Genomic DNA, 23,938 nt, shown 5'->3' with positions numbered 1-23,938 from the left:
TTTATTTGCTTTGAGCGTCACTCTTTGGTGACGTTTTAATCGGTTAAAGCTGAATCAAAATACTGCTTATGATTCAATCCATGAACGGTTGTAGTCATCACTCATGCAGTTTCTAACATGAGTGGTTAAATTGAGTGGCGCAAAGGTGTCTACCATTACGGCATATTCATAGGTTTCTGTTTTGCCTATCGATGCTTCAGTTTTCCCTGGTTGTGGGCCATGAGGGACGCCTTTTTGATGGAGTGTCATATAACCAGCTTCAATACCCGTTCGACTCATGAAGTCACCATCGACGTAATACAGGACTTCATCACTATCGATATTATTATGGTAGTAAGGTGCAGGTATTGACTCAGGGTGGAAGTCATAAAGACGAGGCACAAAGTTACACACAACAAAATTGTTTGCAGTAAATACAATATGATCAGAAGGAGGTAAATGAATTTTCCCTACTTTAGGCGCATATTCTGTGATGTTAAATGCCCACGGATAAACACATCCGTCCCAGCCAACAAGATCAAAAGGGTGCCATTCAAGCGTGGTGACTTGATATTTGTCACCAAACTTGCTGACAAGATGGAACTCACCTTGTTCAACAATTGCTTCTGTTAAGGTTGGAGTTCTAAAATCTCGCTCGCAGTAGGGTGCTGATTCGAGCATCTGGCCATATTCATTACGAAAATGTTTTGGCACCTCAACCATTGAAAATGACTCGATAATAAATAAACGAACATTTTCGTAGTCGTTAAATTTAAGCTGATAAGTCGTACCACGAGGGATCACTAAATAATCCCATTGTTTAACGTCTAGTTCGCCATACTCACTGAGTAATTTACCTTCACCTTGATGCACAAATACGATTTCATCAGCGTATGCATTACGATAGAACTTAGCAGTATCTGTAGTGACTTTGGCGGTGTACATCGCCACATCACTGTTAAAAAAAATCTTATTCCGTGCACTGAAAAAGTTACCTTCACAGTCAGCTTGGCGAGAGTCGAGTTTATAGTTTTGAATTAATGTATCTTGCCAAGCCTTACCGTGCTCTAGTGAGTATGGAGCGACTTCTAACGCCTTCGTTGGCATATTATGGTGATATTTATTGGAGTAAATATTTGAAAAACCGTGGGTCGAAAATAACTCTTCACGGTACAACTCGCCTGACTCTTTCTTAAAAGCGATATGACGTTTAGCAGGTATCTGACCTTGCTGAACATAAAAAGGCATACTGACTCCTTAACCCTATTTACTCATTTATAAGCCTTGATTAGCTTGTTGCACGATTATTGTTAGTGTTTCTAGCGCAAAAGAATCAAATACTTTGTGATCTAGTTATCAATTTAGTTGCTAGAATGAACAAAAAAAAGAATAATAAACCACTTAACTCAATCAGATTTTTTGATGGTATCGATTTGTTTACAATAGTGTCACGGCAATTGGACAGAGCCTAAGCGTGAGGGATATATGAAAATTGATGTAGAAGCCTTTAATGTTCTGCAAGTACTTGTAGAAGAAGGTAGTTTTGCTAAAGCATCTGAGCGTTTGCATAAGGCTCAATCAGCCGTAAGTTACCAAGTGAAAAAGCTTGAGCAGCACTTAGGGGTACAATTATTTAACCGCGAGCAATATCGAGCCGAATTAACTCCAGAAGGAAAGGTTATCTTAGCTGAAGGCCAACGGTTACTGCAGCATTTATCCAATATTGAACACTTAGCGAGTCGCTTTAGTGAAGGGTGGGAGCCAAAGCTTGAATTAGTCATAGATGGTGCACTCCCAATGGAGCCTATTATGACTGCGCTGCAACGAATGTCTGAACATAATGTGCCGACTAAAGTACAGTTGAATATGGAGTTTTTAGGCGGAGTTCAACATCGATTTGAACGAGATAAAGCGGATTTGATGTTAGTTAAAGATTATACCGCCGCACCATATTTCTCTGCTAAACAGTTGCCCACTGTAACAAGCCTATTAGTATGTGCAGCGAAGCATCCGTTAGCCACTAAGCAATCAATCAGTTTAACTGAATTACAACAGCATGTTGAACTCACCATTGAAGACTCAGCACCGACTCAGCAGCGAGATGAGCTACAATTTGGCGGTGATAAAGTGTTTTACTTGTCAGGTTTTATCATGAAAAAAAATGCGTTATTAAAAGGGTTAGGCTTTGGCTGGATGCCGGCGTTTCTAATTAATGAAGAACTTGCTGCAAATCAGTTAGCGCTTGTAGATTTTGTTGGTGGTCATCGGTTTCGTTTTACGCCGCAACTTGTTTCAACACTAGAGCGACCTCTTGGTAGAGCAGGGCAGTTATTTACTGATTTAATTTTAGAAGAATTCGCATTATTTGATAAACTGCGCCAAATAGAGGGAGCATGATATGGCTTTTTGGTTAATGAAGTCTGAGCCAGATGAGTTCAGTATTGATGATTTAGCACATTGCGAAAATCAAACAGAAACTTGGGATGGGATCAGAAATTATCAGGCTCGTAATTTTTTACGGGATAAAGTAGATCTTGGCGATATTGTGTTTTTTTATCACTCTAGCTGTAAAGTGCCAGGCATTGTGGGTTTAGCCACTGTGTCGTCAGCGCCATTTATTGATCAAAGTGCTTTTGATCAAGCTTCAACTTACTTTGATGCGAATTCCTCTATTGATAACCCACGCTGGGTGGCTGTAGATTTGACTTTTAAAGCTAAATTTAGCCGTATTATAACGCTGACAGAGTTAAAAGCAGATCCTAATCTAGCTGAAATGGTGCTCGTCAGTAAAGGAGCAAGACTTAGTGTACAACCGGTTACTCAGCAAGAGTTTGATTACATATTGTCCCTTGAGTAAATGCATTAATATTGTCATTGATATTTAAAACTAAGTGATTAAAAGTGTATAAAAAAGGAACTCAATTGATTTCCTTTTTCGTTATTATCTAGCTATCAGCTTAATACTAACCACTTTATGTTATATCGGTTAATAGCTTTCTTTAGCTACAATGGTTTGACCAATAGGCGTAAGACTTAATAGTGCTAGTTTTACATGCTGTATCGCAAATGGGATACCTATAATGGTAACAAAACAGGCTAATGCATGGGTCAGATGGCCAATGGCTAACCATATTCCGCAGAATAGAAACCAAATCACATTACCCACCATACCTAATGGGCCTGTACCAAAGTCTTCAATTCCTGAAAGGTGTTTACGGTTTACATTTTCTTGACCAAATGGCCAAAATGCCATTTCACCAATAACGAAACATGCGCGACCAAAAGGAATACCAATAATACTGATAAAACATAAGATGCCCGCAAGCCACCAAGCAAGCCCCATCACAAAACCACCCATGATGAACCATGCAATATTAAATATTAATCTCAACACTGACATTGATAATCCCTTAATTTCGATTGAATTGATTATTAACCTAATCGTTAACTTATATACTGATAAGCGAGAAATATGCCAACTATAGAGAAGGAGTGTTTGAAATTACCGGTTTTTAATCGTAAGCTTCTGATTGTAAGACGTAAAATGTGTGTTTGGTGTTGGGGTTTTAAAGGCGGGTTAAGTTTTTAACACTATGTAAGTTCTGAGTGTAAAAGTTAGATATAGCGGTTTTCACTAAATATTAGGTAAAATACTCCTTTAAAGTTTTTAAATAAATTAACAAGTGAAAAGTTATGTTTGCTGCAACTCCTGTCGAGTCGATGATGTTTGCCGGTCGAGAAATATTTGTTAAAAGAGATGACCTTATTCACCCTGATTTTAGTGGTAATAAAGCGCGGAAGTTTCAATATTTTTTAGCTAATGATTTCCCTCACATCAGTAAAGTAGTGGGTTATGGCTCAGCCCAAGCCAATTCGCTCCATTCACTCGCTGTGCTGGCTAAAATGCGTGGTTGGCAACTCGATTATTATGTTGATCATATTGCTGATTACTTAAAGCAAAATCCTCAAGGCAATTACCTTGCTGCATTAAATAATGGCGCCAATATCATAGAGAAATCTGCGATAGACAAGCTGCAGGCTAAAGACTTTGAAAGTGCCACTGACTTTAAAAATGTTAGCATCTCTGATTATATTAATGTAGATCAAAACTTATCACTGGAAGAATATGTGGTGAGTTTATCTAAAAACGCATTGGCAAATGAGTTGTACATTCCTGAAGGCGGCCGCTGTGAGTATGCCTCTGTTGGACTTGAGCAACTTGGTAAGCAAATTTTAGATTGGGCGCAGCTGCACAATTGTATTGAATTAAATCTATTTCTGCCCTCAGGTACTGGTACTACCGCTTTATTCCTCCAGCGTTTCTTTATCAAGCAGGCAAGTAATAACAAGCCTAAAGTGAATGTACTGACATGTAGCTGTGTGGGCGGTGACGAATATTTAAAGCTGCAATTTAATCAGTTGACTGATAATAGTGCCTATCACCCAACAATAATTTCAAATGGCATTAAATATCATTTCGGTAAATTGAATCGGCAATGCTACGAAATGTGGCAACGAGCGTGTGAAACCGGAATTGAATTTGAACTGCTATACGACCCTGTGGGTTTTATTATGCTAGAACATTTTCTGATAAGCCCAGCAAGAGAGCCACAAATTGACAGTTCATTGCCATTGATGTATTTGCATCAAGGTGGACAACTGGGTAACCCAAGTATGTTGGCTAGATATAAACGAAAGTATGGTTGATTGAGCGTCCGTTGAAACTAGATTAAAGGGTATTTGAGAAGAATAAAAGTGAAGTATTAATATAAAGGGATTGAAAGAGGAAGGTTCTTTTCATATTGCTCAGTTCTAATAAACGTCCGGTATAGTGTGAGATGAAATACCGAGAAGCGATGTTTATTGAGTAACTGAGCAAATGAATAACGCAAGCGTTATAGAAAGTGTTACTTGTCAGCCGTAATCAACCATTTCATAAATTTTAACGCTTCTGTGCGCTTTGAAAAAGTTGTTTTAGTTTTACCTTGGCTGTCAGTAAAAGCTATTGAGTTTTTGTTTGATGATATTGAATTTACAGGGAAATTAACTGTAATTTCGTGACCATTAATGTTGTATGACATATGCCACACTCCTTGTTTGAAATTTCACCTTATGGTGAGTAAGTAATAACAATAATTATCCTTAAGCAGTTGTGTTGCGTAAGTTTGTGCTTATTGAAGCTAATGTGTGTGCTTAAGTTAGTTGTGCTCATTACACTTACAAGTAGGCTTATAGATTAATTTTTTTAATCGCCAACATACTTGCTTTGAATAGTTGAACATAGGCATATGACAAACTAATGACAATGTTTAACTTTGCAGGATGACTTGTAGTGTGGGTTTACAGTTGCGGTTATAACTAACAGAAGGGTAAACGAATAAATACAAGTTAACTTAATAACATAAAGGATAATATGCGTATATTTTTTATATAGCAATACATTTTTTTCAAAATAAAACAGTTTCAGACGAAAAGGTGAGCTAAATAGCTTTTTTTTGCATGTTAATTCACCAAAAAGTGTAAAGTCAGCGCAATAATTACCAGAACGACGGATTTTTTAGGTCCTTATTATCGGTTATTAATACACTGACAATACTTTAGTAGGTGTTTATTGAATTAATAAATCAATTCACCAATTGGGTTGAGTAATTTACTGATCCCTTTAGTGAAGTACAGTGGCGCATCCACAACGGTGTAACACAGGCAACCTTCAATCGTTTTAGGGCTGTGCTCATGTTCACTATTAAGCACCATAAAATCACCTGCGGTATAAGTGTTATATTCGTCACTAAACTCACCTGCAAGCAATAAGGTTAACTCTTCACCCTTGTGGCTGTGCTGCGGGATCTCGCCATTTTCAGCAATGTGTAATAAACTTGCCCTGGCTTTGTTTTCACCGGTATCTAGACGTAGGCGACTAACTTTACCAATTCCTTGCCATTGGTTAGCCACTTGCTGTCTAAAGGCGCGGGGTAACCTATAGTCTTGTCCTTTAACTGTAATATTGATTTTAGAGACAGTCGAATTTGTTTGTTGTGAGCTGTCTGCAACATCTAACTTGTCGTCCGTCATCATATCAGCCAGTAAGGCCTCTAAGTCTGAATCTAATTCAGCGTTGATTTGGCTATCATCTGAACTAATTGCCGATAAGGTAAAATTATCTTCAGTCGCTGCTAAGGTAAGCGAGGCTAACTTGGCTGCACATTCTGAACACAACTCACAATGTGCCGAAACTGCGATCGATAGCGACAGTGGTAATTCGCCTTGGGCATGGAGAGTTAGCAAATCTTGATTTGGGTGATATTTAATCATAATGTTTCTCCATGAAGCCTTTTAACTTTTCTAATCCAAGTCTTAGTCTTGATTTTACGGTACCTATTGGTACTTTTAATTTATCTGCCAGCTCTTGTTGAGTCAGTTCCTGCATGTAGATCCCTTGAACAACTTGCTTTTGTAATGGGGGGAGGTCATCAACATGTTTAAGTAAAGTGGCTGACAGCTTAAAGTCGTTTTCTGTTTCATCACTTTCATCAGATTCAAACAAAGGCCATATATCATCGCCAAAAGCGTCTTCACGGTTATTTTGTACTTTACGCAGCATATCAAAGCACTGATTTCTCATTACCGTAAACACCCAAGTGCTTACAGCAGCTTTGTCAGCATTATATAAATGGGCTTTGGTCCATACGCGCGTCATGGTTTCTTGAACCAGATCCATCGCTAGGCCTTGTTGACTTAATCTTTGCACGCCAAATGCTCGAATCTTTGGGGAGAAGTGTGCGAACAACTTCGCAAAGGCGGCCTTGCTACGCTGATTAGCAACTTGGTGCATTAATTCGGCAAGATATTGAGCTTCGTTGTCACTGGTATCTTCTGATTTCATAGCACTATGTTTTGCATTATTATTTTTAGATAACATGCCTTTATCATAGCGATTTTTTATAGGTTGTGATTGAAAATTTTCCATTTATTTTCGCTCGCATTGTCAAAAGAAGTCTCAAAAGAGAAAGCTTCAAGAAAGTCTTAACATTTTTGATTGTAACGTCATGTGCAAACAGCTTTGACTCACAACATCAATATGTCACTTATTGATTGATACGCGGCGGTTTGAGAAAAAGATCATAATGATTGGAGATTTATAAGAATATAGTTAGATTATCGATATGCTGTAATTATTCTTTGTCGATTTTAGTTCAATTTTTTATGAATTAGCTGAGTTAAGGCTGCCATTTATATAAGTAAAAATTAACAGCATCATTATTTAATGATGCTGGAGATTAAGTTTTGGGTCATTTCATGATTATGGCTGTTGATGCACTGGTATTTTTCTTCAGCTGAAATAGGCATAATTTCTAACCATCGCTGACAGACCCAAGAAATATTATCAAAATCACTTTCATTGTAGTGAGATAAATGTGTTGGGTATTGTTCGAGCAATTGTTGTAACGTTTCACTTAGATATTGTTGATGTGGCACAATGTTACTGCTTGGCCAGTCAGGGATTAAACTGACATTACCACGTTTAAGTCCATCGTCTTCAATCAAAATATCATTAACTTTAAAACGTTGTTGACCTTGAATGCTTACCCCAAGCAATCCGTCATCTAACATCTCAAAATCTATAATGTGTACCCAAGTACCAATCGGCATAAGCTCGTTATTACTGTTTAACATACATAAACCAAATCCATCACCAGATTTAAGCGATTCAGTGACTAAACGTTTATAGCGTGGTTCAAAAATCCTTAATTGCGTAAAGCCTTGAGGCAATAAACAAATTGAAAGAGGAAATAAGGGTAAAATCATAACTGCACCTATATGATGGAAGGCTCAAATATCGAGACAAGGTTTAAAATTAAATCAACTATGTATACGAGGTTTAGCCACGCTATGATCACTATTTACAATTTAGTTTTGTTTTACCCAAATCAGTTGTTCTTGCTCAATGCCTAATTGCTCCATTTTACTGATAAAACGTTGTTTAATATCAGTAGATAGTGTGTTGTTACGTGCAAGTATCCATGCGTATTCATTATTAGGGCCGATAACCAATGATGCTAGGTAATCACCTTGTTCATCTGATACTAAGTCATGAATTTGATACGCACCGTAAAATGGACCAAAGAAAGACACTTTTAAACGGCCAATATTATCTGACTCGATAAAGTAGGCTTTACCCTCGGCTTGCTGCCAACCAGATTTATCTTCTGAGTAACCTTTATTTATCACGACTACTTTGTCGCCTTCTACAGAGTAATTAGCAGTGACTTGGCTTAAACCTCGTTCGAATGAGTGATCTAAACGGGCGATTTCATGCCATGTTCCTAGGTAATTATCTAATTTAAAGTCGTTAACCACTTCAACTTTAGTGTCAAGCATAGTGCAGGCACTGGTGGATAAAAGTAATAAGGCTGAAGCGATGATTTTTATTGGTTGTTTGAGCATCTTATTTCCTTCAAAGCAGTTCATTAATAATTGGCTATCTAGATTAGTAAATTAAGATGTAGATAGTAACATTTCTTAAGTAAGCCAAAGAATCTGATATGGTTACATTTTTAATCTAATAACTAATGATACGTGGAACTCAGCCGATAAGATCTGTATTAAAAGAGGATTGTTGAATTTGTATGCTATCTGGCAATGTTTTCAACAATTGGCTGAATATTTTAGATAAAGGCTGCAGTTTTTGGGTCTAAACCATCTTATAATTTGATGAGAATCGATGTTGAGTTAACTGAGAAATAATAATGAAGAAAGTTCTTGATACTGTAGATCAACGCACTCAGTTAGTGGGTGAAAACCGGTTGGAATTACTACTGTTCAAAATAAGTGCAACTCAATTATTTGCGATTAATGTATTTAAAGTAAAAGAAGTCGTTAAGTTACCGCCTCTAAGCGCCTTACCAGGCAGTAATAATAATGTCAGTGGTGTTGCCAATATCCGCGGCATGTCTATTCCGGTAATTAACCTCAGAGGGGCTATTGGCTTTAGTCCTATGCCTGTATCTGAAGACTGTAACTTGATTATTACTGAGTATAACCGCAGTGTGCAGGGTTTTTTAGTGGGTAAGGTTGAGCATATTGTTAATATGACATGGAGCGACATTATGCCACCGCCTAAATCTGCTGGGGCAAATAACTATCTGACGGCCATCACTAAGCTGCAAGATAATAATGTTGAGCGTTTGGTTTCTATTATCGATGTTGAAAAAGTATTAGCTGAAATTATTGATTATGATATTAGCTTATCTGATGGCGTGTTAGATGAACATTTAGCCGAGCATATGCCTGGTAAAAAAGTGCTTATTGTTGATGACTCATCTACAGCTAGGAAGCAGGTTAGGGATACGCTCAGTCAATTAGGTATTGAAATTATTGAAGCTTCAGATGGATTACAAGCTTTGAACCTATTGCAGCGTTGGGCTGATGAAGGCAAAGACGTGGCTTCTGAGTTATTAATGATGATTACCGATGCAGAAATGCCAGAAATGGATGGTTATAAATTAACGTCAGAAATTAGAGCAGATAAGCGTATGGCGTCGTTATTCATTACGCTTAATACATCGCTCAGTGGCAGTTTTAACCATGCGATGGTTGAGAAGGTCGGTTGTGATGAGTTCATTTCTAAATTCCAGCCAGACTTATTAGTAGGTGTGGTTCAAACACGCTTAAAAGCCTTATTAGGCTAACCCTGTTAATCTTTAATAGGCTAACGACTCAATGATTAGCCTATTAAGTTTCAAGAATATCGTTTTCAGATTTATGATTATTGTTGGTTATTGTTCAAATTCCTCATGCACTTGCTGCAGTAATAACTTTTGATGTTCCTTAGTGATGCCAATGTTCATTCGACATAATCTAATGGCATAGGCAAACTTTTCTTTACCAACAATGTTTAGTATCTCGCATAACAGGTGCTTATTCAGTGAAAGCGTGTCGCAATAATGATTTATCGCTTTTGTGAGGGAATTAAAAGTGAGTCCATCGAACTCAAATTGAGCGCTGTAACCTTGCTCTATATCCACAGCATTAAGTACCAATGGCCAACCTCTAGCATTAATCCGGCCCTTAGCGATGTTGTACATCATCCAAGCGCTTTCTTTAAAGCCTGAAAGAATTCGGCAATCAAAACCTGATTCTTCAAGTTCTTCCTCAGTCCAATTAATCCCTATGGCTAAATCTTTGTGGTAAATCCGCATTAAGTCATCTTTAACGGCATCTCGGCAATCCCAAATTGATGTGAGCAAGTTCTTTTTAGCTAAACGTGCACATTCCGTGCAAGCAGGTAAGGTCAGTGAAGGGTGCGGCGTACTTGGTTTGGCGTAATAACTGAATACATCATTTGACGGCTCGGCGCAAAACCAGCATTGATGGCGGAGATCAAAAGGGATTTCAACTAATGGGGGTAAATGATTCACAAAAGACCTTTAATCAATTAGTACTTAATAAATATGATTCAATAAAAAAGCTGCCGAGTTTCGCAATAGATACGATTCCTCAATGCAGCTTTATTTCAAACAGTCGTTTTATACTCACATTGATTACTTAAAATCAATGTATTCTAACCAATTATTCAGCTTCTACGTCAACTAATTCTTTAGCTAAAACGATAGGGTCGACTTCGATACACTCTTCATCAGCTATCCAATCTAAACCGACTAAAACACCATCTTCGTTTAAGTCACCAACCCAGTATTCTAAAAACTCATTTAGGCTGATTTTAACGGCTTTGTATTCAGCCCACTCTTCAGTGCAATGGCTTGACGCAGCAGATTCTGTTGACCATAAAGGCATAACATCAGTTTCTTCAAATTCAGAAGAGTCACATACAACCCAACCTTCGCCCGTTTCATCCGCTAAGCCCCATAGGACTTGATGTTCTTTAACGTTCTCAATAAAGCTTGTAACAGCAGGGGTTTGTTCAATCATGATTAGTCTCTTTGATGAATTCAATTAACATAACGATTATACGGTAACTCTAATCAATACAAAACACTATTAAGCTAATGTGACAAGATCAATTTAAACATGAACTGAAATTAACCTTATAAACACATATTTTCAATATTTAAGACTTAAAGCCTCTTGTTTCCTGAATCGCTATCAGTCACGATGTGAACAGTCATTATTTGTAGAAGTATTCATTTATGGTGAGTGTTAAAGTGTCCCCAGTTTTAAAGTCAGTGTTATTACTTTCTAGTTGCTTTGTAAGTCTTCAATCTATTGCAGCGCCTGACAATTTTTCTCAATGTGTTGATAACCTTAAAATCAAAGCTCGTAGTGAAGGTTTATCTGAACAAACCATTAATACTAGCGTTGCTAGTCTCAAATTTATTCCTCGCGTCATAGAACTCGATAATCAGCAGCCTGAATTTAGCCAAACTTTCGGTAATTATTTTAATAAGCGTGTTACAGACTGGCGCGTCAAAGAAGGGCGCCGTTTATTGGCAGAAAACCGTGAGTTATTAGACAAGTTAACAATTAAGTATGGTGTTCCTGGGCAATATATTATTTCCTTTTGGGGTCTAGAAACCAATTTCGGTGGCTACAAAGGGAAAATGTCAGTGCTCAACTCTTTAGCCACATTAGCGTGCGATCCTCGACGTAGTGATTACTTTACTAATGAGTTAATGCAGGCATTGAAACTTAAAGAAAAGTATCAGTTCGATGATGCCACTATGGTGGGGTCTTGGGCTGGCGCTATGGGGCATACTCAATTTATGCCAACTAATTATGCCAAATATGCCGTTGATGGTGACGGTGATGGTAAAGTTGATTTGTGGAATAGTACAGCAGATGCTTTAACCTCGGCAGCTAACTTTTTACAACAATTAGGTTGGAAGCCCAACGAGCGTTGGGGGCGAGAAGTAAGCCTACCTGAAAATTACGATTACCAATATTTAGGCCGTAAACATCCGCAATCGTTAACCAAGTGGTCAGAACTTAATATCACTCAAACAAGTGGTAAAGCGCTGTCTACGCCAGATATGAATGCGTCATTGTATGTGCCGTCTGGTCATACGGGGCCTGCTTTTTTAGGGTATGACAATTTTGACGTAATTATGCGTTGGAATCGTTCAGAGTTTTATGCCATTGCCGTCGGGCATTTAGCTGACCGAATCAATGGTGCTGCGCCACTGGCAGTAAGTGCCCCAGAGCATGGTATGTTTAACCGTAGCGATATTAAAGTCATGCAAGCAAAACTGAATGAGTTAGGTTTTGATGTTGGCAAACCAGATGGCGTTTTAGGGCGTAATTCGATTGCTGGTGTGCAAGCTTTTCAGCGCAGTAAAGACCTTGTTGCTGATGGTTTTCCAGATGAAAAAACCTTTACCGCTCTGGGTATGACATTAAATGAGTAAGTAAGGGGATAATCAAAAATCTGACTCGATAGCGGTTAACCTCTCCCTCAAGCTCTTTATTGTAGATTCACAGCAATGCCGATTTAATACGGCTTTTGCTGGCAGCTTGTTAGACGATTTGTTAAGCTGCGGCAATTATTGAAATCGAAGTAAATTAAGGACATTCGATGACAGCTCAAGATAATATGGTAGTACGTTTCAACTACACGCTTCGTGATGAAAAAGGCGAAGTAATTGAGACTAATGAAGGTGGATCACCTATTGCTTACTTACATGGCCATGACAACATGATGCCAGGTATTGAAGATGCGATTACAGGCAAAGAAGCGGGCGCTAAGTTTAGCGTGACACCTCCAGCTGCTGCTACTTACGGCGAACGTATGGAAGCAGCTGAGCAGCGCGTTTCTGTTAAGCACCTGCAAGGCGCTAAAGTATGGAAAGCGGGTATGCCTGCAATTGTTAACACTGAACAAGGCCAGCGCCAAGTGACAGTGGTTAAAGTAGGTAAGTTTATGGCAACCATCGATACTAACCACCCTTTATCAGGCCGTGAATTGACCTTTGATATTGAAGTGGTTGAGATTCGTGAAGCAACTGATGAAGAAATTGCTCACGGCCATTCACATGGTGAAGGCGGTCATCAGCATTAATTTTGATTAATAATCAATGATTAAGTGACAATTTTAAATGATAACAAGTTTCTGTTTAAACCCAAATTCTTGTTTTGATCCCAAGTGAATATCACTTGGGATTTTTGTTTTCAGCTCAGTTAAATCGGAAATGTATTAATGATTATTGAATTTTCACAAGGCAAATTAGTCGTCACTCCTTTTGAAGTGCAATGCCGTTTGAATGTGAATAATATTGTATTAATTGCAATGGTTGATGACATCAAATGTATTGCTGACAGATTACTACTTATTGCCGATGCAGGCGCGGTGCGTTGGAGTATTCAGCTCGACAATAACCAGCAATTTTATGAAGTCTTAGAAGTGATAGGTATTGCTCCTGAGTAACGCTATACTCAGGTGCAATTGACGTTTATAAACTAGCTCGATGGTGTGGGCGCATATAGTCAATAATAGGGCCTGCGGGAACCACTTGAGTTGGGTTTATTTGCTGGTGACTGAAATAATAATGTTGTTTGATATGTTCGAAATTAACGGTTTCTGCGATACCGGGTTGCTGATATAAATCGCGCACATAAGCTGATAAATGTCGGTAAGATTCAATCGTACGTATATTGGTTTTAAAATGGCCAACGTATACACAATCAAATCGTATTAATGTGGTAAATAGCCGCCAATCCGCTTCGGTGATATCTCTACCTGTTAAGTATCTTTGCTGACTAAGTCGTTTATCTAAAGTGTCTAAGGTTTCAAACAGCGGGTATACTGCCTCTTCATAAGCTTGCTGGCTTGTCGCAAAGCCTGAACGATAAACACCATTATTGATATTTGCATAAATAATGTCATTGAGAGCATCAATTTCGCTGCGTAATTGATCTGGATAGTAGTCATCTTCATTACCAGTTATGTGATTAAATGCAAAATTGAACATTCTAATGATTTCAGATGATTCATTACTCACAATGGTATTTTGCTGTTTGTCCCATAAAACTGGCACAGTTACACGACCGTTGTAATCGGGTTTCGCTAGTTGGTATATTTGATACATAAAGTCTTTATTGAATAAGGGCTCGTTCTGAGCTCCGGCAATAGAATGAGCTGTTTGTGACTGGTTCGGCCCTTTAAATTCCCAGCCATTAGTCAACATATGTGGCTCAACGACAGTGATATCAATATGATTGGTAAGTTGCTTTAATTGTCTAAAAATCAAAGTACGGTGAGCCCAAGGACAGGCCAGTGAAACATATAAATGATATCGAGCAGACTCAGCTTTAAACCCTGAGGTTCCATTAGGTCCAGCAGTACCATCTTGAGTAATCCAATTTCTTAATTGAGCTTCTTCCCTCTGGAATTTACCGCCATTTTCTTTCATGGCATACCATTGATCAACCCACTGACCATTCTGTAATAACCCCATACTAACCCCTACGCTTGAATGCTAGAAATTAATCATAGCAATGAAGTAAATCGAATAAAATCTCATAAATTTGTCAGTTTCATTCGATTAAGTGAAACGGTTTAATCGTTGAGTAAAATCGAACTACATCATGGAGTGGAAAAGTCAAACTGTGACTTAGCTCCAGTTGTGAGATTTTTTGTGGATGTTCGTATTAAAAGACAATCTAGTTGGAAGCTTGTTTCGATTTATTTTATGCGTAAATAAAGGCTTAACTCAGTTTTTAATTGATTGTTTTGATTAACGAGCATGCTAATGCGCAGCCCCAAAAACATTGTCTTTGTTGTTAATGTAATTATTTGTATAACTTATTGTTATTATTGAGTTAAATGTCACACTTTGTAATGAAAATGACATAAAACTAGTCCAGTGTTTGCTACCATTCTGCGTAGAGCTGGGTAGCTCGTAAATATAAAAATGAAATTGATTAGGGGTTAGATCATGAAAAACACATTATACAAAGGATTAGTTGCTACAGCCGTTATTGCTGCATTGTCTGGTTGTAGTAGTGACGATGATAAAGATCAAACAGCATGTGAAGCTGCAGGCGATGCTTGTACTAGCTTTACCGTCATTCATACCAATGATAACCACGGTCGCTTTTGGGAAAACAGCGATGGTGAATACGGTATGGCTGCACGTAAAACTGTTATCGACCAAATTCGCGCAGAAGTCGAAGGTCGTGGAAACGAAACGATTTTATTATCAGGTGGTGACATCAATACAGGTGTTCCTGAATCTGATATGCAAGAAGCGATTCCTGACTTTGTAGGGATGAATTTACTTGGCTACGATGCGATGGCAGTGGGTAACCATGAGTTTGATAACCCGCTAAGCACGTTAGATATGCAAGCGACTCTTGCTAACTTCCCAATGCTTGCTGCAAACATTTACGATAAAAATGCTGAAGAACGTTACTTTGAACCATACCGTGTTTTCGAAATAAACGGTCTTAAAGTGGCTATCATTGGTTTCACAACCGTTGATACGCCTAAAATCGTTAACCCTGAAAATGTTGATAACTTAGAGTTTACTGATCCACAAGTTGAGTTACCAAAAGTATTAGCTGAAATCGAAGCGAACGAAGAAGTTGATATGGTGTTTGCTGTAACGCATATGGGCCATTATGCCGATGGTAACCACGGTACTGAAGCCGCTGGTGATGTGATGTTAGCGCGCTCTGTAGAAGAAGGTCAATTACACGCAATCATTGGTGGTCACTCACAAAATCCTGTATGTATGGAAGGTGACGAGTACGCAGATTTTGCACCTGGTGATGAATGTAAACCTGATCAGCAAAACGGCACTTACATCATGCAAGCACATGAGTGGGGTAAATACGTCGGCCGTGCTGATTTTGAATACATGGACGGTGAGCTAACGTTAGCAAACTACTCGTTAATTCCAATTAACTTAAAAGAAGAAGATGATAACGGTGAGTTAGTCTTTATCACTGAAGAAATCGAAAAAGATCAAACGGTTTACGATATGTTAAAGCCATATCAAGAACGTGGCCAAGAGTTACTTGATGTAGTGATTTCATACACTGACGGTAAGTTAGAAGGCGACCGTGAAGTGGTGCGTGTTGAGCAAACTAACTTAGGTAACTTACTCACTACAGCTTACTCAGAATTTGTGACTAACAACTTCAATGTTACAGCTGATTTTGGTGTGATGAATTCAGGTGGTATTCGCGCATCAATTGCTGAAGGTGATATCTCTTACCGTGACGTATTAACTGTACAACCATTTGGTAACTTTGTTGCTTACGTGACAATGACAGGTAGCGAAGTAAAAGATTACTTAGCTAACGTAGCAGTTAAAACTGGTGGCGGTTACCCACAATTGAATAATGTTGCTATGGATGTTCAATGTACTGAAGGTACTGTCGATATTGCTTCATTAGGTGGTCGTGCATTTGATGAACAAGAAAACTACACATTCTCAGTGATCCATTTTAGTGCTGCAGGTGGTGATGATTACCCAATCATCAATCAACACCCGAACTATATTGATACTCAGCTAGTAGACGCTGCAGTATTCCGTGAGTACTTTGTTGCTAATCCTGAGATATCAGTAGAAGATTATGCGCCAGTAGAAGGTCAATTAAACTTTTACCGTGATGGAACTCTCGTTAAAAGCTGTGCTGAATAAAAGGTGCTGATCGCAGCTCTTTATTTAGAGAAACGCAGTTAATTAAAAAGGTAGCTTAGGCTACCTTTTTTGTTTTTCATTCTTAAGTTAGCGGTTAACGGACTAGATTGTTTAAGTTAAGATAGCCGCAAAAAATTAATAGGGAATAAATCATGTCGTCTGCAACTACTGCACTTGAACGTATTACTGTTGAACCTACTACTTTAGCCACTGCTTGTGTGATTTGGTTACATGGTTTAGGTGATTCGGGAGCTGGCTTTGCACCAGTGGTGCCTTTATTGGGTTTACCACAAGATCACAGCATTCGATTTGTATTTCCTCATGCACCAGAACAACCCGTAACCATTAACGGTGGTTACATCATGCGCTCATGGTACGACATTAAAAGTATGGACTTACACGATCGTGCGGACATTAATGGCGTATTAGCATCAGAAAAAGCAGTTAAGGCGCTGATTCATGAGCAAATAGAAGCAGGTATTGCCGCTGAGAACATTATTCTTGCAGGCTTTAGCCAAGGCGGCGTGATGAGCTTATTTAGTGGCTTACGTTTTGAGCACAAACTTGCAGGTATTATGGCTTTATCTTGTTACTTACCAGCAGGTGAAACCTTACCAGATGATTTGCATCCAGCTAATGCTAATACGCCTTTGTTGCAACATCATGGTGAGCAAGACGAAGTCGTGCCATTATTTGCAGGAAAAATGGCCTATAATGCGTTAAATAAAGCCGGTTATGCGTCGACTTGGAAAACTTTCCCTATGCCGCACAGTGTTATTCCTGAACAATTAAATGAGATTGGTGAGTGGATTGCAAGTAAGTTAATTCGTTAATTGTTTTGTAATTAGTATAATTGTACGTTGTTGCGAATAGATTGGTGGCAGCAATAAAAAACGTAAAATAAAGGGCTTGGCGTTAGTGTATTAAATAACACTAACGCCAAGCCCTTTTTTATTTGTCTTATAAGCCTAAAGGTTATGCGTGTGTGTTCTAAATTGTGCATAATTACGCCTTATTTTTATATATTAAACTATTGTTATTTAAGGAGTTGGATTCAAAAAAATGACATGTAATGATGTTATTTTGTTAATATGTTTGACGACTAATGTGAATGTGTCAAATGCATCAAGATTTAAAATCTAAGAACGCAGATAGAATACGGATAGAATAATGATAATAAATATTCCGCCAAGGTCAGTGATATCACTAACCTTAAGTTTGGCTGTAGCCACAATTAGCTTCCTTACATTAAGCGGTTGTGAGCAACGTCCAGCATGTACAGATGATAATTGCACTAAATTTACTGTGCTACATACCAATGATAACCATGGCCGTTTTTGGCACAATAAAGCGGGTGAAGCCGGAATGGCTGCGCGTTTTACGGTAATTGATGGTATACGCAAACAGGTCGCTGCTGAAGGTGGTCATACACTGGTGTTATCAGGCGGTGATATTAACACCGGTGTACCAGAATCTGATTTACAAAAAGCAGTACCTGATTTTATTGGTATGAACATGATTGGTTACGATGCCATGGCCGTTGGTAACCATGAATTTGATAACCCTTTATCTATTTTAGATGAGCAAGCGGAGCTGGCTAACTTTCCAATGTTAGCGGCAAATATTTATCGAAAAGATACTCAAGAGCGTTATTTTGAGCCTTACAAGATGTTTACCTTGGGGGATTTGAATGTTGCGGTAGTGGGTCTGACGACACATGACACACCTAAATTGACCAATCCGTTACATACCGAAACGCTTACCTTCACTAATCCTATTGCAGAAATGAAGCAGCTTATTCCACAAATAAAGGCAAATGAAAAAGTCGATCTTGTGTTTGCTGCAACGCATATGGGCCATTATGAAAATGGCGAATTTGGTAGTAATGCACCAGGTGATGTCACTATGGCTCGTGAGCTTGAAGAAGGCATGCTTGATGCTATTATCGGTGGACACTCCCAAAACCCTGTGTGTATGAGTGGTCGCAACAGTGAGTATGATAAACGCTTTATGCCGGGGGACTCATGTCGCCCAGATAAGCAAAATGGCACCTATATAATGCAAGCTCACGAATGGGGACGTTATGTAGGCCGTGCAGATTTTGAGTACATTAATGGCAAACTTTATTTAGTCGACTATCAATTAATTCCTATTAACCTTAAGCGTATGGCTTTTGGTAAAAAGCTAGCTTGGCCAGTTGCTGAACCAATAGAGAGAAATGCCAAAGTAGAAGCTGCTTTACTTCCATATCAAGAAAAGGGCAGTGCTGAACTTGATGTGATTATTGGTCGTGTTGACGGCTTATTACAAGGTGAGCGTAAAGTGGTTCGTGCGCAGCAAACTAACTTAGGTCGGTTAATCGCTAAAGTACACAGTGAAAAAGTACGTGCTGATTTTGGCATTATGAATTCAGGTGGTGTAAGGGCATCCATTCAAGCAGGCGAGGTCGCATATCGTGATGTATTAACGGTACAACCTTTTTCAAATACCATAGGTTTTGCTGAAATGACCGGTGAAAAGCTGGTTAAATACTTATCAAAAGTAGCGTCTAATACGCGTACTAGCGGAGCTTATGCACAGTTTTATGGTATTGATATGACAGTGAAATGTCGCGATCAAGATGTTGAGATCCATAGCATAAACAACAAGCCTTTTGATATTAACGAAACTTATACCTTCTCGATCCCAAGCTTTAGCGCCGCAGGTGGTGATAACTATCCTAAGATTAATATTTTAGAAGCAGGCTACGTGGATGCTATTGAACTTTATGATTATATTAAGACGCAACAGCAAATTAATATTGAAGATTATGAGCCAAATGGTGAAGTCAAGTTTGTTCAGTCTAAGAGCAGTTTAGGGTGCAGTATTTATTAATACTAACTTTTAGTTAAGCCACTAATGATGGTTGTAAAGTGACACTGCAATACTCAATATAGTTAAAGGCAACCGTAAGGTTGCCTTTTTTTTAAAATAATTTTCTATTTAAGTTATTGAATTTTAGTGGTTAAAATATATTGATAAAATAAAAATGAAATTAATTTATCAACTTTACTTGAAAACGAAAATATCGCTCTCATATCTAGTTATAAGTTAGGCACGCTCAATAGAGGGCTTAGCTTCCATTACGCCGTAAGGGTAATGACAACCGCCAAAAATGGCATATTATTTTTTACATATTGCTTTAGACAAGGGTATGAACATGCGTAAATTTAACTTAACTCCAGATTTAACTCCTCTTTACCGCAGTGCGATTGGTTTTGACCGTTTAGCTAAAATGGCAGAGCACGCCGCAGTACAAAATGGTAACACTGGTTACCCTCCTTACAACATCGAATTACTAGGTGAAAACCGTTATAGCATCACAATGGCTGTTGCAGGTTTTACTATGGACGAACTTGATATCACTAGTGAAGGTGACAAGTTGCTAGTCAAAGGCAGCAAAGTAGCTGCAGTAAACGATGAGCGTAAATATTTACATCAAGGTATTGCTGAGCGCGGATTTGAGCGTACATTCCAGTTAGCTGATCACGTTAATGTGGTTGGTGCAGGCTTAGAAAATGGCCTATTAAATATTGAACTGGTACGTGAAATTCCAGAAGCATTAAAGGCACGTAAGATTAAAATCAATACTGCCAATGCGACCAATACTATCGAGAGCTAAGGTTCTCATTGCTATCTCTTATTATTGATAAGAGATAGCGAACTTTAAAGACATTAGTTTTTATCGTGCTTCCTATCTCCCAATACACTCATCATGTATCTAGTCGCACGAAGTTTCACATCTTCCCTGATTATTTTGCCCAACGAGAATCTATTTCCTTGTTGGGCTTTTTACGTCAGAAGTCTAGTTTTTAAATTTACAGACTATTAATCATCATTAAAGGCTTTATCAAGAATTACAGAGCCAACACCTTCAATACCCAAATTGTCTTCAGGGTTGTAAATAGGGCAAGACTTCATTGATAGACAACCACAACCGATACAAGCATTTAGAGAATCCCTCAAATCGGTTAAATAATTAATCCGTTGAGTTAACTGTTTGTTCCATGACTCAGACAATTTAGCCCAATCATCTTTATTCGGTGTACGTTCATTGGGTAAATAACTAAATGCATGTTTAATTTCTTGTAAACTCACGCCCATTTTTTGTGCCGCTTTAATCACTGATATTCTTCTGATCACGTCTCGGTGGTATCGGCGCTGGTTCCCTTGATTACGTAGGCTTTTAATCAAACCTTTATTTTCATAAAAGTGCAGGCTGGATACCCTAACACCGCAACGCTTAGCTACTTGACCGACACTTAAATCCATTTCATCCAGCATCTGTTATCCCTATATATTTTTACAAACCCTTCTGTATTAATTTCTTTCTTAGATTGAAGTTAGTGAAATCATTGCTTTAAAAATTGATTTCAAAAACAAATTTAAAAAAACTCAAAATACCGCTTTACCTCAACCTAGGTTGAGGTTTTATAGTAGCTCTATCTTATATAGCAAGCAAGTTAGCCCTTATATCAAGACAAGGAGGCAAGCATGATTCAGCTGATAATCAATCAACAAATGATGGATCAAATTGTAAAAAATAAAGCCAATAAAAGAGCTAATAACAATCAGGTTCTGGATAGAACTGACAGCTATGCAGTATTAAAAGCCAATCAACGAGACATTGCTGCAGTGATAGCCAAAAGTCGCATTTTGTTTAATAACACAATGGCACTGAAATAACCCAAGTAGAACGAAGTGAAATAACCCAAGTAGAGCGAAGTGAAATAAAAAACGTACACAGACTAATTAATAAAATTAAAGGAATAAACTATGCGATTAGAACATTTAAATTTAGTGGTGAATGACTTAACTGAGACTCTGGCTTTTTATCAAGCTGCTTTTCCTCATTGGACTGTTCGTGGTGGCGGTGAGGGCGAGTGGCATGGAGTGCAGCGTAAATGGATTCATTTTGGCGATGATAATAACTATTTGTCACTTAACGATAACGGTAAAGGAACAATGAGGCCAATAGAAGGATACGATCTCGGCCTTGCTCATTTTGCTTATGAGGTGTCAGATCTCGACAGTTTACGAAACAGAATGGAAAAAGCAGGGTTTGAAATCGCTATTGTTGGTGGAAAAGATGCTAACTACGACAGTGTTTATTATAACGATCCCAACGGTTATGAAGTTGAGTTTGTTCAATATACAACAGATATTCCGAGTGAAAGAAATCAATATCATTAAGTTAGCATTTAACTTTAAAGGAAATCGTGGAACTGCCATTTAGTTAGAGTAAAAGGTAGGACTATAAACATAAGGCAATAAAGGTAAAAGATGCGATTGAATCAAATTACATTGCCAGTAAATGATATGGCTCAATCGTGCGAGTTTTATCTGTTGTTAGGGTTTACTCAAATTGTCAGCACTGCTCAAAGTGGTAACCATTACGCACGTTTTGCTTGCCCTGAAGGTGAAGCGACATTTTCATTGTCATTAAAGCAATCAGAATTACCTGCAAGAGAATGTAATAATTCCAGTGTGATTTACTTTGAGCATCAAGCGCTGGATGAATGGGTAGCAGACTTGATACATAAAGGGATTCTGTTTGAGCAACTTCCAGTTGATGAGGCATATTTATGGCGTGAGGCTATTTTATTTGACCCAAGTGGAAATAAAATCAAGCTGTATTGGGCTGGTGAAAACAGACTCAATCCGCCATGGCGAGTTGATATCCAAGCAAGCAGTTAACTTATGTATGTGACAGTTCATTGCACAAATTCAATAAAAAAGCCTACTGAAAAACGCAGTAGGCTTTTAATTTATCCTAATTACACATTAAATCTGATATGCATGGAGATTGGCTTAGTAAGCTAGTTGTTCAATTATATTATTGCTTCCATGGGTTTTCGTTGCCACTACCATTAGGTACAGAACTTGCTTTGTTATCCGATGAACGTTCATTGCGTCGATTTTGTGATGAGCCATAACTGCTTTTAGAAGCATTGGATTCGTAATGTGACCGTGAAGACCCACTGGCTTCTTCTTGGTTAAACTTTTTGGCTTTATTTTTGTTGTAGTGGTTATTCTTTGGTTTGTCAGACTTACCACGAGACAATTTAGGCTGTTCTTGATCCGATTTTGGCTTTGGCGTTTTAGGATTCTTAGGCACAAAATCTAAAATTGAAATAGGTACTTCTTTTCTTGGTGCAAAACCTTCAATCTCTTTACGTTCAATAATATGGCCTAAACGTCGCTCGATGGCACAAAGGTTTTTAAAGTCATCCTTGGACACTAAAGAAACAGCAGTACCTTGCGCTCCAGCACGTCCCGTTCGGCCAATACGGTGAACATAGTCATCAGCTGGGAAGGGTAAGTCGTAGTTAATTACCAATGGTAAATCATCAATATCAATACCACGAGCTGCTACCCCCGTTGCGATTAAGTAAGTAATTTTGCCTGCTTTAAAATCAGCTAAGATTTGTTCACGAATAGGCTGACTTCGTCCGCTATGGAAAGACTCAGCATTAATGCCGCGTTTTTCTAGTTGGCTTACAAGTTTCGCTGCGCCGTGCTTGGTTTCGATAAAAATTAATGCTTGTGTCCAGTTATTTTCTTGGATCAAATGACTTAATAACGCAGACTTTTTATCTTTATCAACGGTCACTAACCATTGATCAATTTTAGGCTTGGCATCAGCATCAGTTTCAACAGAAATTTGCACCGGCGTTTTCATTGCCGTTTTAGCTAAAGCGCGAACTTGATTGGAAAGCGTTGCTGAAAACAGCATATTTTGGCGGTCATCAGGCAACAACTCGATGATGCGATTAATGTCTTCAATAAAGCCCATATCGAGCATTCTGTCGGCTTCATCTAGGACTAAAACTTCTAATTCATCAAAATTAACTGCACGTTGGGTGTATAAATCTAATAAACGACCAGGCGTGGCAACCAAAATATCAATACCTTCAATAAGGCGCTGCTTTTGTTGTTTGCTATCAACGCCACCGTACATCACCATTGAATTGATGGATAAATGCTTACTGTATTGCTGAATATTTTGTTCTACTTGCACGACAAGTTCACGAGTTGGAGCAAGTACCAGTGCTTTAACTCGTTTACCACGGACTTTACGAGGCTCTTTAAAGCGTTCAAGTATCGGCAATACAAAGCTGGCCGTTTTACCTGTACCTGTTTGCGCTGCAGCAATGATATTTTTACCCGATAAGGCCACTGGAATTGCTTTTTGTTGAATTGGAGTCGGTGCACTGTAGCCTAATTCATTAAGAGCAAGTGTAATAGGTTCGCTTAATCCAAGCTTGGAAAATGGCATGTGTTATCTCAGGTAAAATGTCAGTAATAGCAGTAAATTT

26 protein-coding genes are annotated in these 23,938 nt (G+C 38.4%); 14 read left to right on the top strand and 12 right to left on the bottom strand.

What is annotated here, in order from left to right:
• Nucleotides 1-66 precede the first annotated feature (66 nt).
• Nucleotides 67-1,227 carry a homogentisate 1,2-dioxygenase gene (locus tag K5Q58_RS12020; RefSeq protein WP_220754174.1) on the bottom strand — a complete coding sequence of 387 codons (1,161 nt, stop codon included), beginning with the start codon at nucleotides 1,225-1,227 and terminating at the stop codon, nucleotides 67-69.
• Between the two features lie 237 nt (nucleotides 1,228-1,464).
• On the opposite strand from K5Q58_RS12020, the gene K5Q58_RS12015 reads away from it, so the two are divergent.
• Nucleotides 1,465-2,376: a LysR family transcriptional regulator gene (locus K5Q58_RS12015; protein WP_220754173.1), complete on the top strand. Its 912-nt coding sequence runs from the start codon at nucleotides 1,465-1,467 to the stop codon at nucleotides 2,374-2,376.
• 1 nt (nucleotide 2,377) lies between these two features.
• A complete protein-coding gene (locus K5Q58_RS12010) occupies nucleotides 2,378-2,836 on the top strand; it encodes an EVE domain-containing protein (RefSeq protein ID WP_220754172.1) in 459 nt (152 codons plus the stop codon).
• A gap of 129 nt (nucleotides 2,837-2,965) precedes the next feature.
• Here the strand turns inward: K5Q58_RS12010 and K5Q58_RS12005 are convergent, their stop codons facing one another.
• Nucleotides 2,966-3,379: a YccF domain-containing protein gene (locus K5Q58_RS12005; RefSeq protein ID WP_220754171.1), complete on the bottom strand. Its 414-nt coding sequence runs from the start codon at nucleotides 3,377-3,379 to the stop codon at nucleotides 2,966-2,968.
• Between the two features lie 293 nt (nucleotides 3,380-3,672).
• Between K5Q58_RS12005 and K5Q58_RS12000 the strand changes: the two genes are divergently transcribed.
• Nucleotides 3,673-4,686 carry a 1-aminocyclopropane-1-carboxylate deaminase/D-cysteine desulfhydrase gene (locus tag K5Q58_RS12000; protein ID WP_220754170.1) on the top strand — a complete coding sequence of 338 codons (1,014 nt, stop codon included), beginning with the start codon at nucleotides 3,673-3,675 and terminating at the stop codon, nucleotides 4,684-4,686.
• Between the two features lie 200 nt (nucleotides 4,687-4,886).
• Here K5Q58_RS12000 and K5Q58_RS11995 read toward each other — a convergent pair whose 3' ends face one another.
• From K5Q58_RS11995 to K5Q58_RS11975, 5 genes are all read right to left on the bottom strand, one after another.
• Nucleotides 4,887-5,060: a hypothetical protein gene (locus K5Q58_RS11995; protein WP_220754169.1), complete on the bottom strand. Its 174-nt coding sequence runs from the start codon at nucleotides 5,058-5,060 to the stop codon at nucleotides 4,887-4,889.
• Nucleotides 5,061-5,595: 535 nt separating this feature from the next.
• A complete protein-coding gene (locus K5Q58_RS11990) occupies nucleotides 5,596-6,291 on the bottom strand; it encodes a ChrR family anti-sigma-E factor (protein ID WP_220754168.1) in 696 nt (231 codons plus the stop codon).
• Entirely contained in the window at nucleotides 6,284-6,862 is a 579-nt protein-coding gene (locus tag K5Q58_RS11985; RefSeq protein ID WP_374758502.1) for a sigma-70 family RNA polymerase sigma factor, read from the bottom strand. The genes K5Q58_RS11990 and K5Q58_RS11985 overlap by 8 nt, the downstream gene beginning before the upstream one ends.
• A 374-nt stretch (nucleotides 6,863-7,236) precedes the next feature.
• Nucleotides 7,237-7,785: an LON peptidase substrate-binding domain-containing protein gene (locus tag K5Q58_RS11980; RefSeq protein WP_220754166.1), complete on the bottom strand. Its 549-nt coding sequence runs from the start codon at nucleotides 7,783-7,785 to the stop codon at nucleotides 7,237-7,239.
• Nucleotides 7,786-7,887: 102 nt separating this feature from the next.
• Nucleotides 7,888-8,424 carry a lipocalin family protein gene (locus tag K5Q58_RS11975; protein WP_220754165.1) on the bottom strand — a complete coding sequence of 179 codons (537 nt, stop codon included), beginning with the start codon at nucleotides 8,422-8,424 and terminating at the stop codon, nucleotides 7,888-7,890.
• A gap of 302 nt (nucleotides 8,425-8,726) precedes the next feature.
• On the opposite strand from K5Q58_RS11975, the gene K5Q58_RS11970 reads away from it, so the two are divergent.
• A complete protein-coding gene (locus K5Q58_RS11970) occupies nucleotides 8,727-9,668 on the top strand; it encodes a chemotaxis protein CheV (RefSeq protein WP_220754164.1) in 942 nt (313 codons plus the stop codon).
• 87 nt (nucleotides 9,669-9,755) lie between these two features.
• On the opposite strand, the gene K5Q58_RS11965 is transcribed toward K5Q58_RS11970, so the two are convergent.
• Together K5Q58_RS11965 and K5Q58_RS11960 are read right to left on the bottom strand one after the other, a co-directional pair.
• Nucleotides 9,756-10,397 (bottom strand): hypothetical protein, encoded by a 642-nt coding sequence (locus K5Q58_RS11965; RefSeq protein ID WP_220754163.1) that lies wholly within the window; start codon nucleotides 10,395-10,397, stop codon nucleotides 9,756-9,758.
• Nucleotides 10,398-10,548: 151 nt separating this feature from the next.
• Nucleotides 10,549-10,908, bottom strand: coding sequence for a DUF2750 domain-containing protein (locus tag K5Q58_RS11960; RefSeq protein ID WP_220754162.1), 360 nt, complete (start codon nucleotides 10,906-10,908; stop codon nucleotides 10,549-10,551).
• A 218-nt stretch (nucleotides 10,909-11,126) separates the two neighbouring features.
• Between K5Q58_RS11960 and K5Q58_RS11955 the strand changes: the two genes are divergently transcribed.
• From K5Q58_RS11955 to K5Q58_RS11945, 3 genes are all read left to right on the top strand, one after another.
• Nucleotides 11,127-12,341, top strand: a complete 1,215-nt coding sequence (locus K5Q58_RS11955) for a lytic murein transglycosylase (protein WP_220754161.1) — start codon at nucleotides 11,127-11,129, stop codon at nucleotides 12,339-12,341.
• A gap of 167 nt (nucleotides 12,342-12,508) precedes the next feature.
• On the top strand, nucleotides 12,509-12,991 hold the full coding sequence (locus K5Q58_RS11950; RefSeq protein ID WP_220754160.1) for a peptidylprolyl isomerase: 483 nt from the start codon (nucleotides 12,509-12,511) through the stop codon (nucleotides 12,989-12,991).
• A 138-nt stretch (nucleotides 12,992-13,129) separates the two neighbouring features.
• A complete protein-coding gene (locus K5Q58_RS11945) occupies nucleotides 13,130-13,357 on the top strand; it encodes a DUF3389 family protein (protein WP_220754159.1) in 228 nt (75 codons plus the stop codon).
• A gap of 25 nt (nucleotides 13,358-13,382) precedes the next feature.
• On the opposite strand, the gene K5Q58_RS11940 is transcribed toward K5Q58_RS11945, so the two are convergent.
• Complete coding sequence (locus K5Q58_RS11940; RefSeq protein WP_220754158.1) at nucleotides 13,383-14,387, bottom strand: glutathione S-transferase family protein; 1,005 nt, start codon at nucleotides 14,385-14,387, stop codon at nucleotides 13,383-13,385.
• Nucleotides 14,388-14,867: 480 nt separating this feature from the next.
• Here K5Q58_RS11940 and ushA (K5Q58_RS11935) point away from each other — a divergent pair, with 480 nt between their 5' ends.
• The 4 genes from ushA (K5Q58_RS11935) to K5Q58_RS11920 all read left to right on the top strand — a co-directional run bounded on the left by ushA (K5Q58_RS11935) (nucleotide 14,868) and on the right by K5Q58_RS11920 (nucleotide 20,241).
• Complete coding sequence (gene ushA, locus K5Q58_RS11935) at nucleotides 14,868-16,580, top strand: bifunctional UDP-sugar hydrolase/5'-nucleotidase UshA (protein ID WP_220754157.1); 1,713 nt, start codon at nucleotides 14,868-14,870, stop codon at nucleotides 16,578-16,580.
• A gap of 152 nt (nucleotides 16,581-16,732) precedes the next feature.
• Entirely contained in the window at nucleotides 16,733-17,413 is a 681-nt protein-coding gene (locus tag K5Q58_RS11930) for an alpha/beta hydrolase (protein ID WP_220754156.1), read from the top strand.
• Between the two features lie 337 nt (nucleotides 17,414-17,750).
• Complete coding sequence (gene ushA, locus K5Q58_RS11925; RefSeq protein WP_220754155.1) at nucleotides 17,751-19,454, top strand: bifunctional UDP-sugar hydrolase/5'-nucleotidase UshA; 1,704 nt, start codon at nucleotides 17,751-17,753, stop codon at nucleotides 19,452-19,454.
• Nucleotides 19,455-19,779: 325 nt separating this feature from the next.
• Entirely contained in the window at nucleotides 19,780-20,241 is a 462-nt protein-coding gene (locus tag K5Q58_RS11920; RefSeq protein ID WP_220754154.1) for an Hsp20 family protein, read from the top strand.
• A 206-nt stretch (nucleotides 20,242-20,447) separates the two neighbouring features.
• Here the strand turns inward: K5Q58_RS11920 and soxR are convergent, their stop codons facing one another.
• On the bottom strand, nucleotides 20,448-20,903 hold the full coding sequence (soxR, locus tag K5Q58_RS11915) for a redox-sensitive transcriptional activator SoxR (RefSeq protein WP_220754153.1): 456 nt from the start codon (nucleotides 20,901-20,903) through the stop codon (nucleotides 20,448-20,450).
• 210 nt (nucleotides 20,904-21,113) lie between these two features.
• Between soxR and K5Q58_RS11910 the strand changes: the two genes are divergently transcribed.
• The 3 genes from K5Q58_RS11910 to K5Q58_RS11900 all read left to right on the top strand — a co-directional run bounded on the left by K5Q58_RS11910 (nucleotide 21,114) and on the right by K5Q58_RS11900 (nucleotide 22,316).
• Nucleotides 21,114-21,305 carry a hypothetical protein gene (locus K5Q58_RS11910; protein WP_220754152.1) on the top strand — a complete coding sequence of 64 codons (192 nt, stop codon included), beginning with the start codon at nucleotides 21,114-21,116 and terminating at the stop codon, nucleotides 21,303-21,305.
• Between the two features lie 90 nt (nucleotides 21,306-21,395).
• Entirely contained in the window at nucleotides 21,396-21,812 is a 417-nt protein-coding gene (locus K5Q58_RS11905; protein ID WP_220754151.1) for a VOC family protein, read from the top strand.
• 90 nt (nucleotides 21,813-21,902) lie between these two features.
• Nucleotides 21,903-22,316 (top strand): VOC family protein, encoded by a 414-nt coding sequence (locus K5Q58_RS11900; RefSeq protein ID WP_220754150.1) that lies wholly within the window; start codon nucleotides 21,903-21,905, stop codon nucleotides 22,314-22,316.
• Nucleotides 22,317-22,455: 139 nt separating this feature from the next.
• On the opposite strand, the gene K5Q58_RS11895 is transcribed toward K5Q58_RS11900, so the two are convergent.
• The gene (locus K5Q58_RS11895) at nucleotides 22,456-23,898 is read right to left on the bottom strand and encodes a DEAD/DEAH box helicase (protein ID WP_220754149.1); all 1,443 of its coding nucleotides are present in this window, start codon (nucleotides 23,896-23,898) and stop codon (nucleotides 22,456-22,458) included.
• Nucleotides 23,899-23,938: the final 40 nt, after the last annotated feature.

Origin of the sequence: Shewanella sp. KT0246, assembly GCF_019654955.1 — a bacterium.
Taxonomy (GTDB): Bacteria; Pseudomonadota; Gammaproteobacteria; order Enterobacterales; family Shewanellaceae; genus Shewanella; species Shewanella goraebulensis.
The sequence above is the reverse complement of the archived record's forward strand: the minus strand, read 5'-3'. Positions and strand labels throughout refer to the sequence as shown.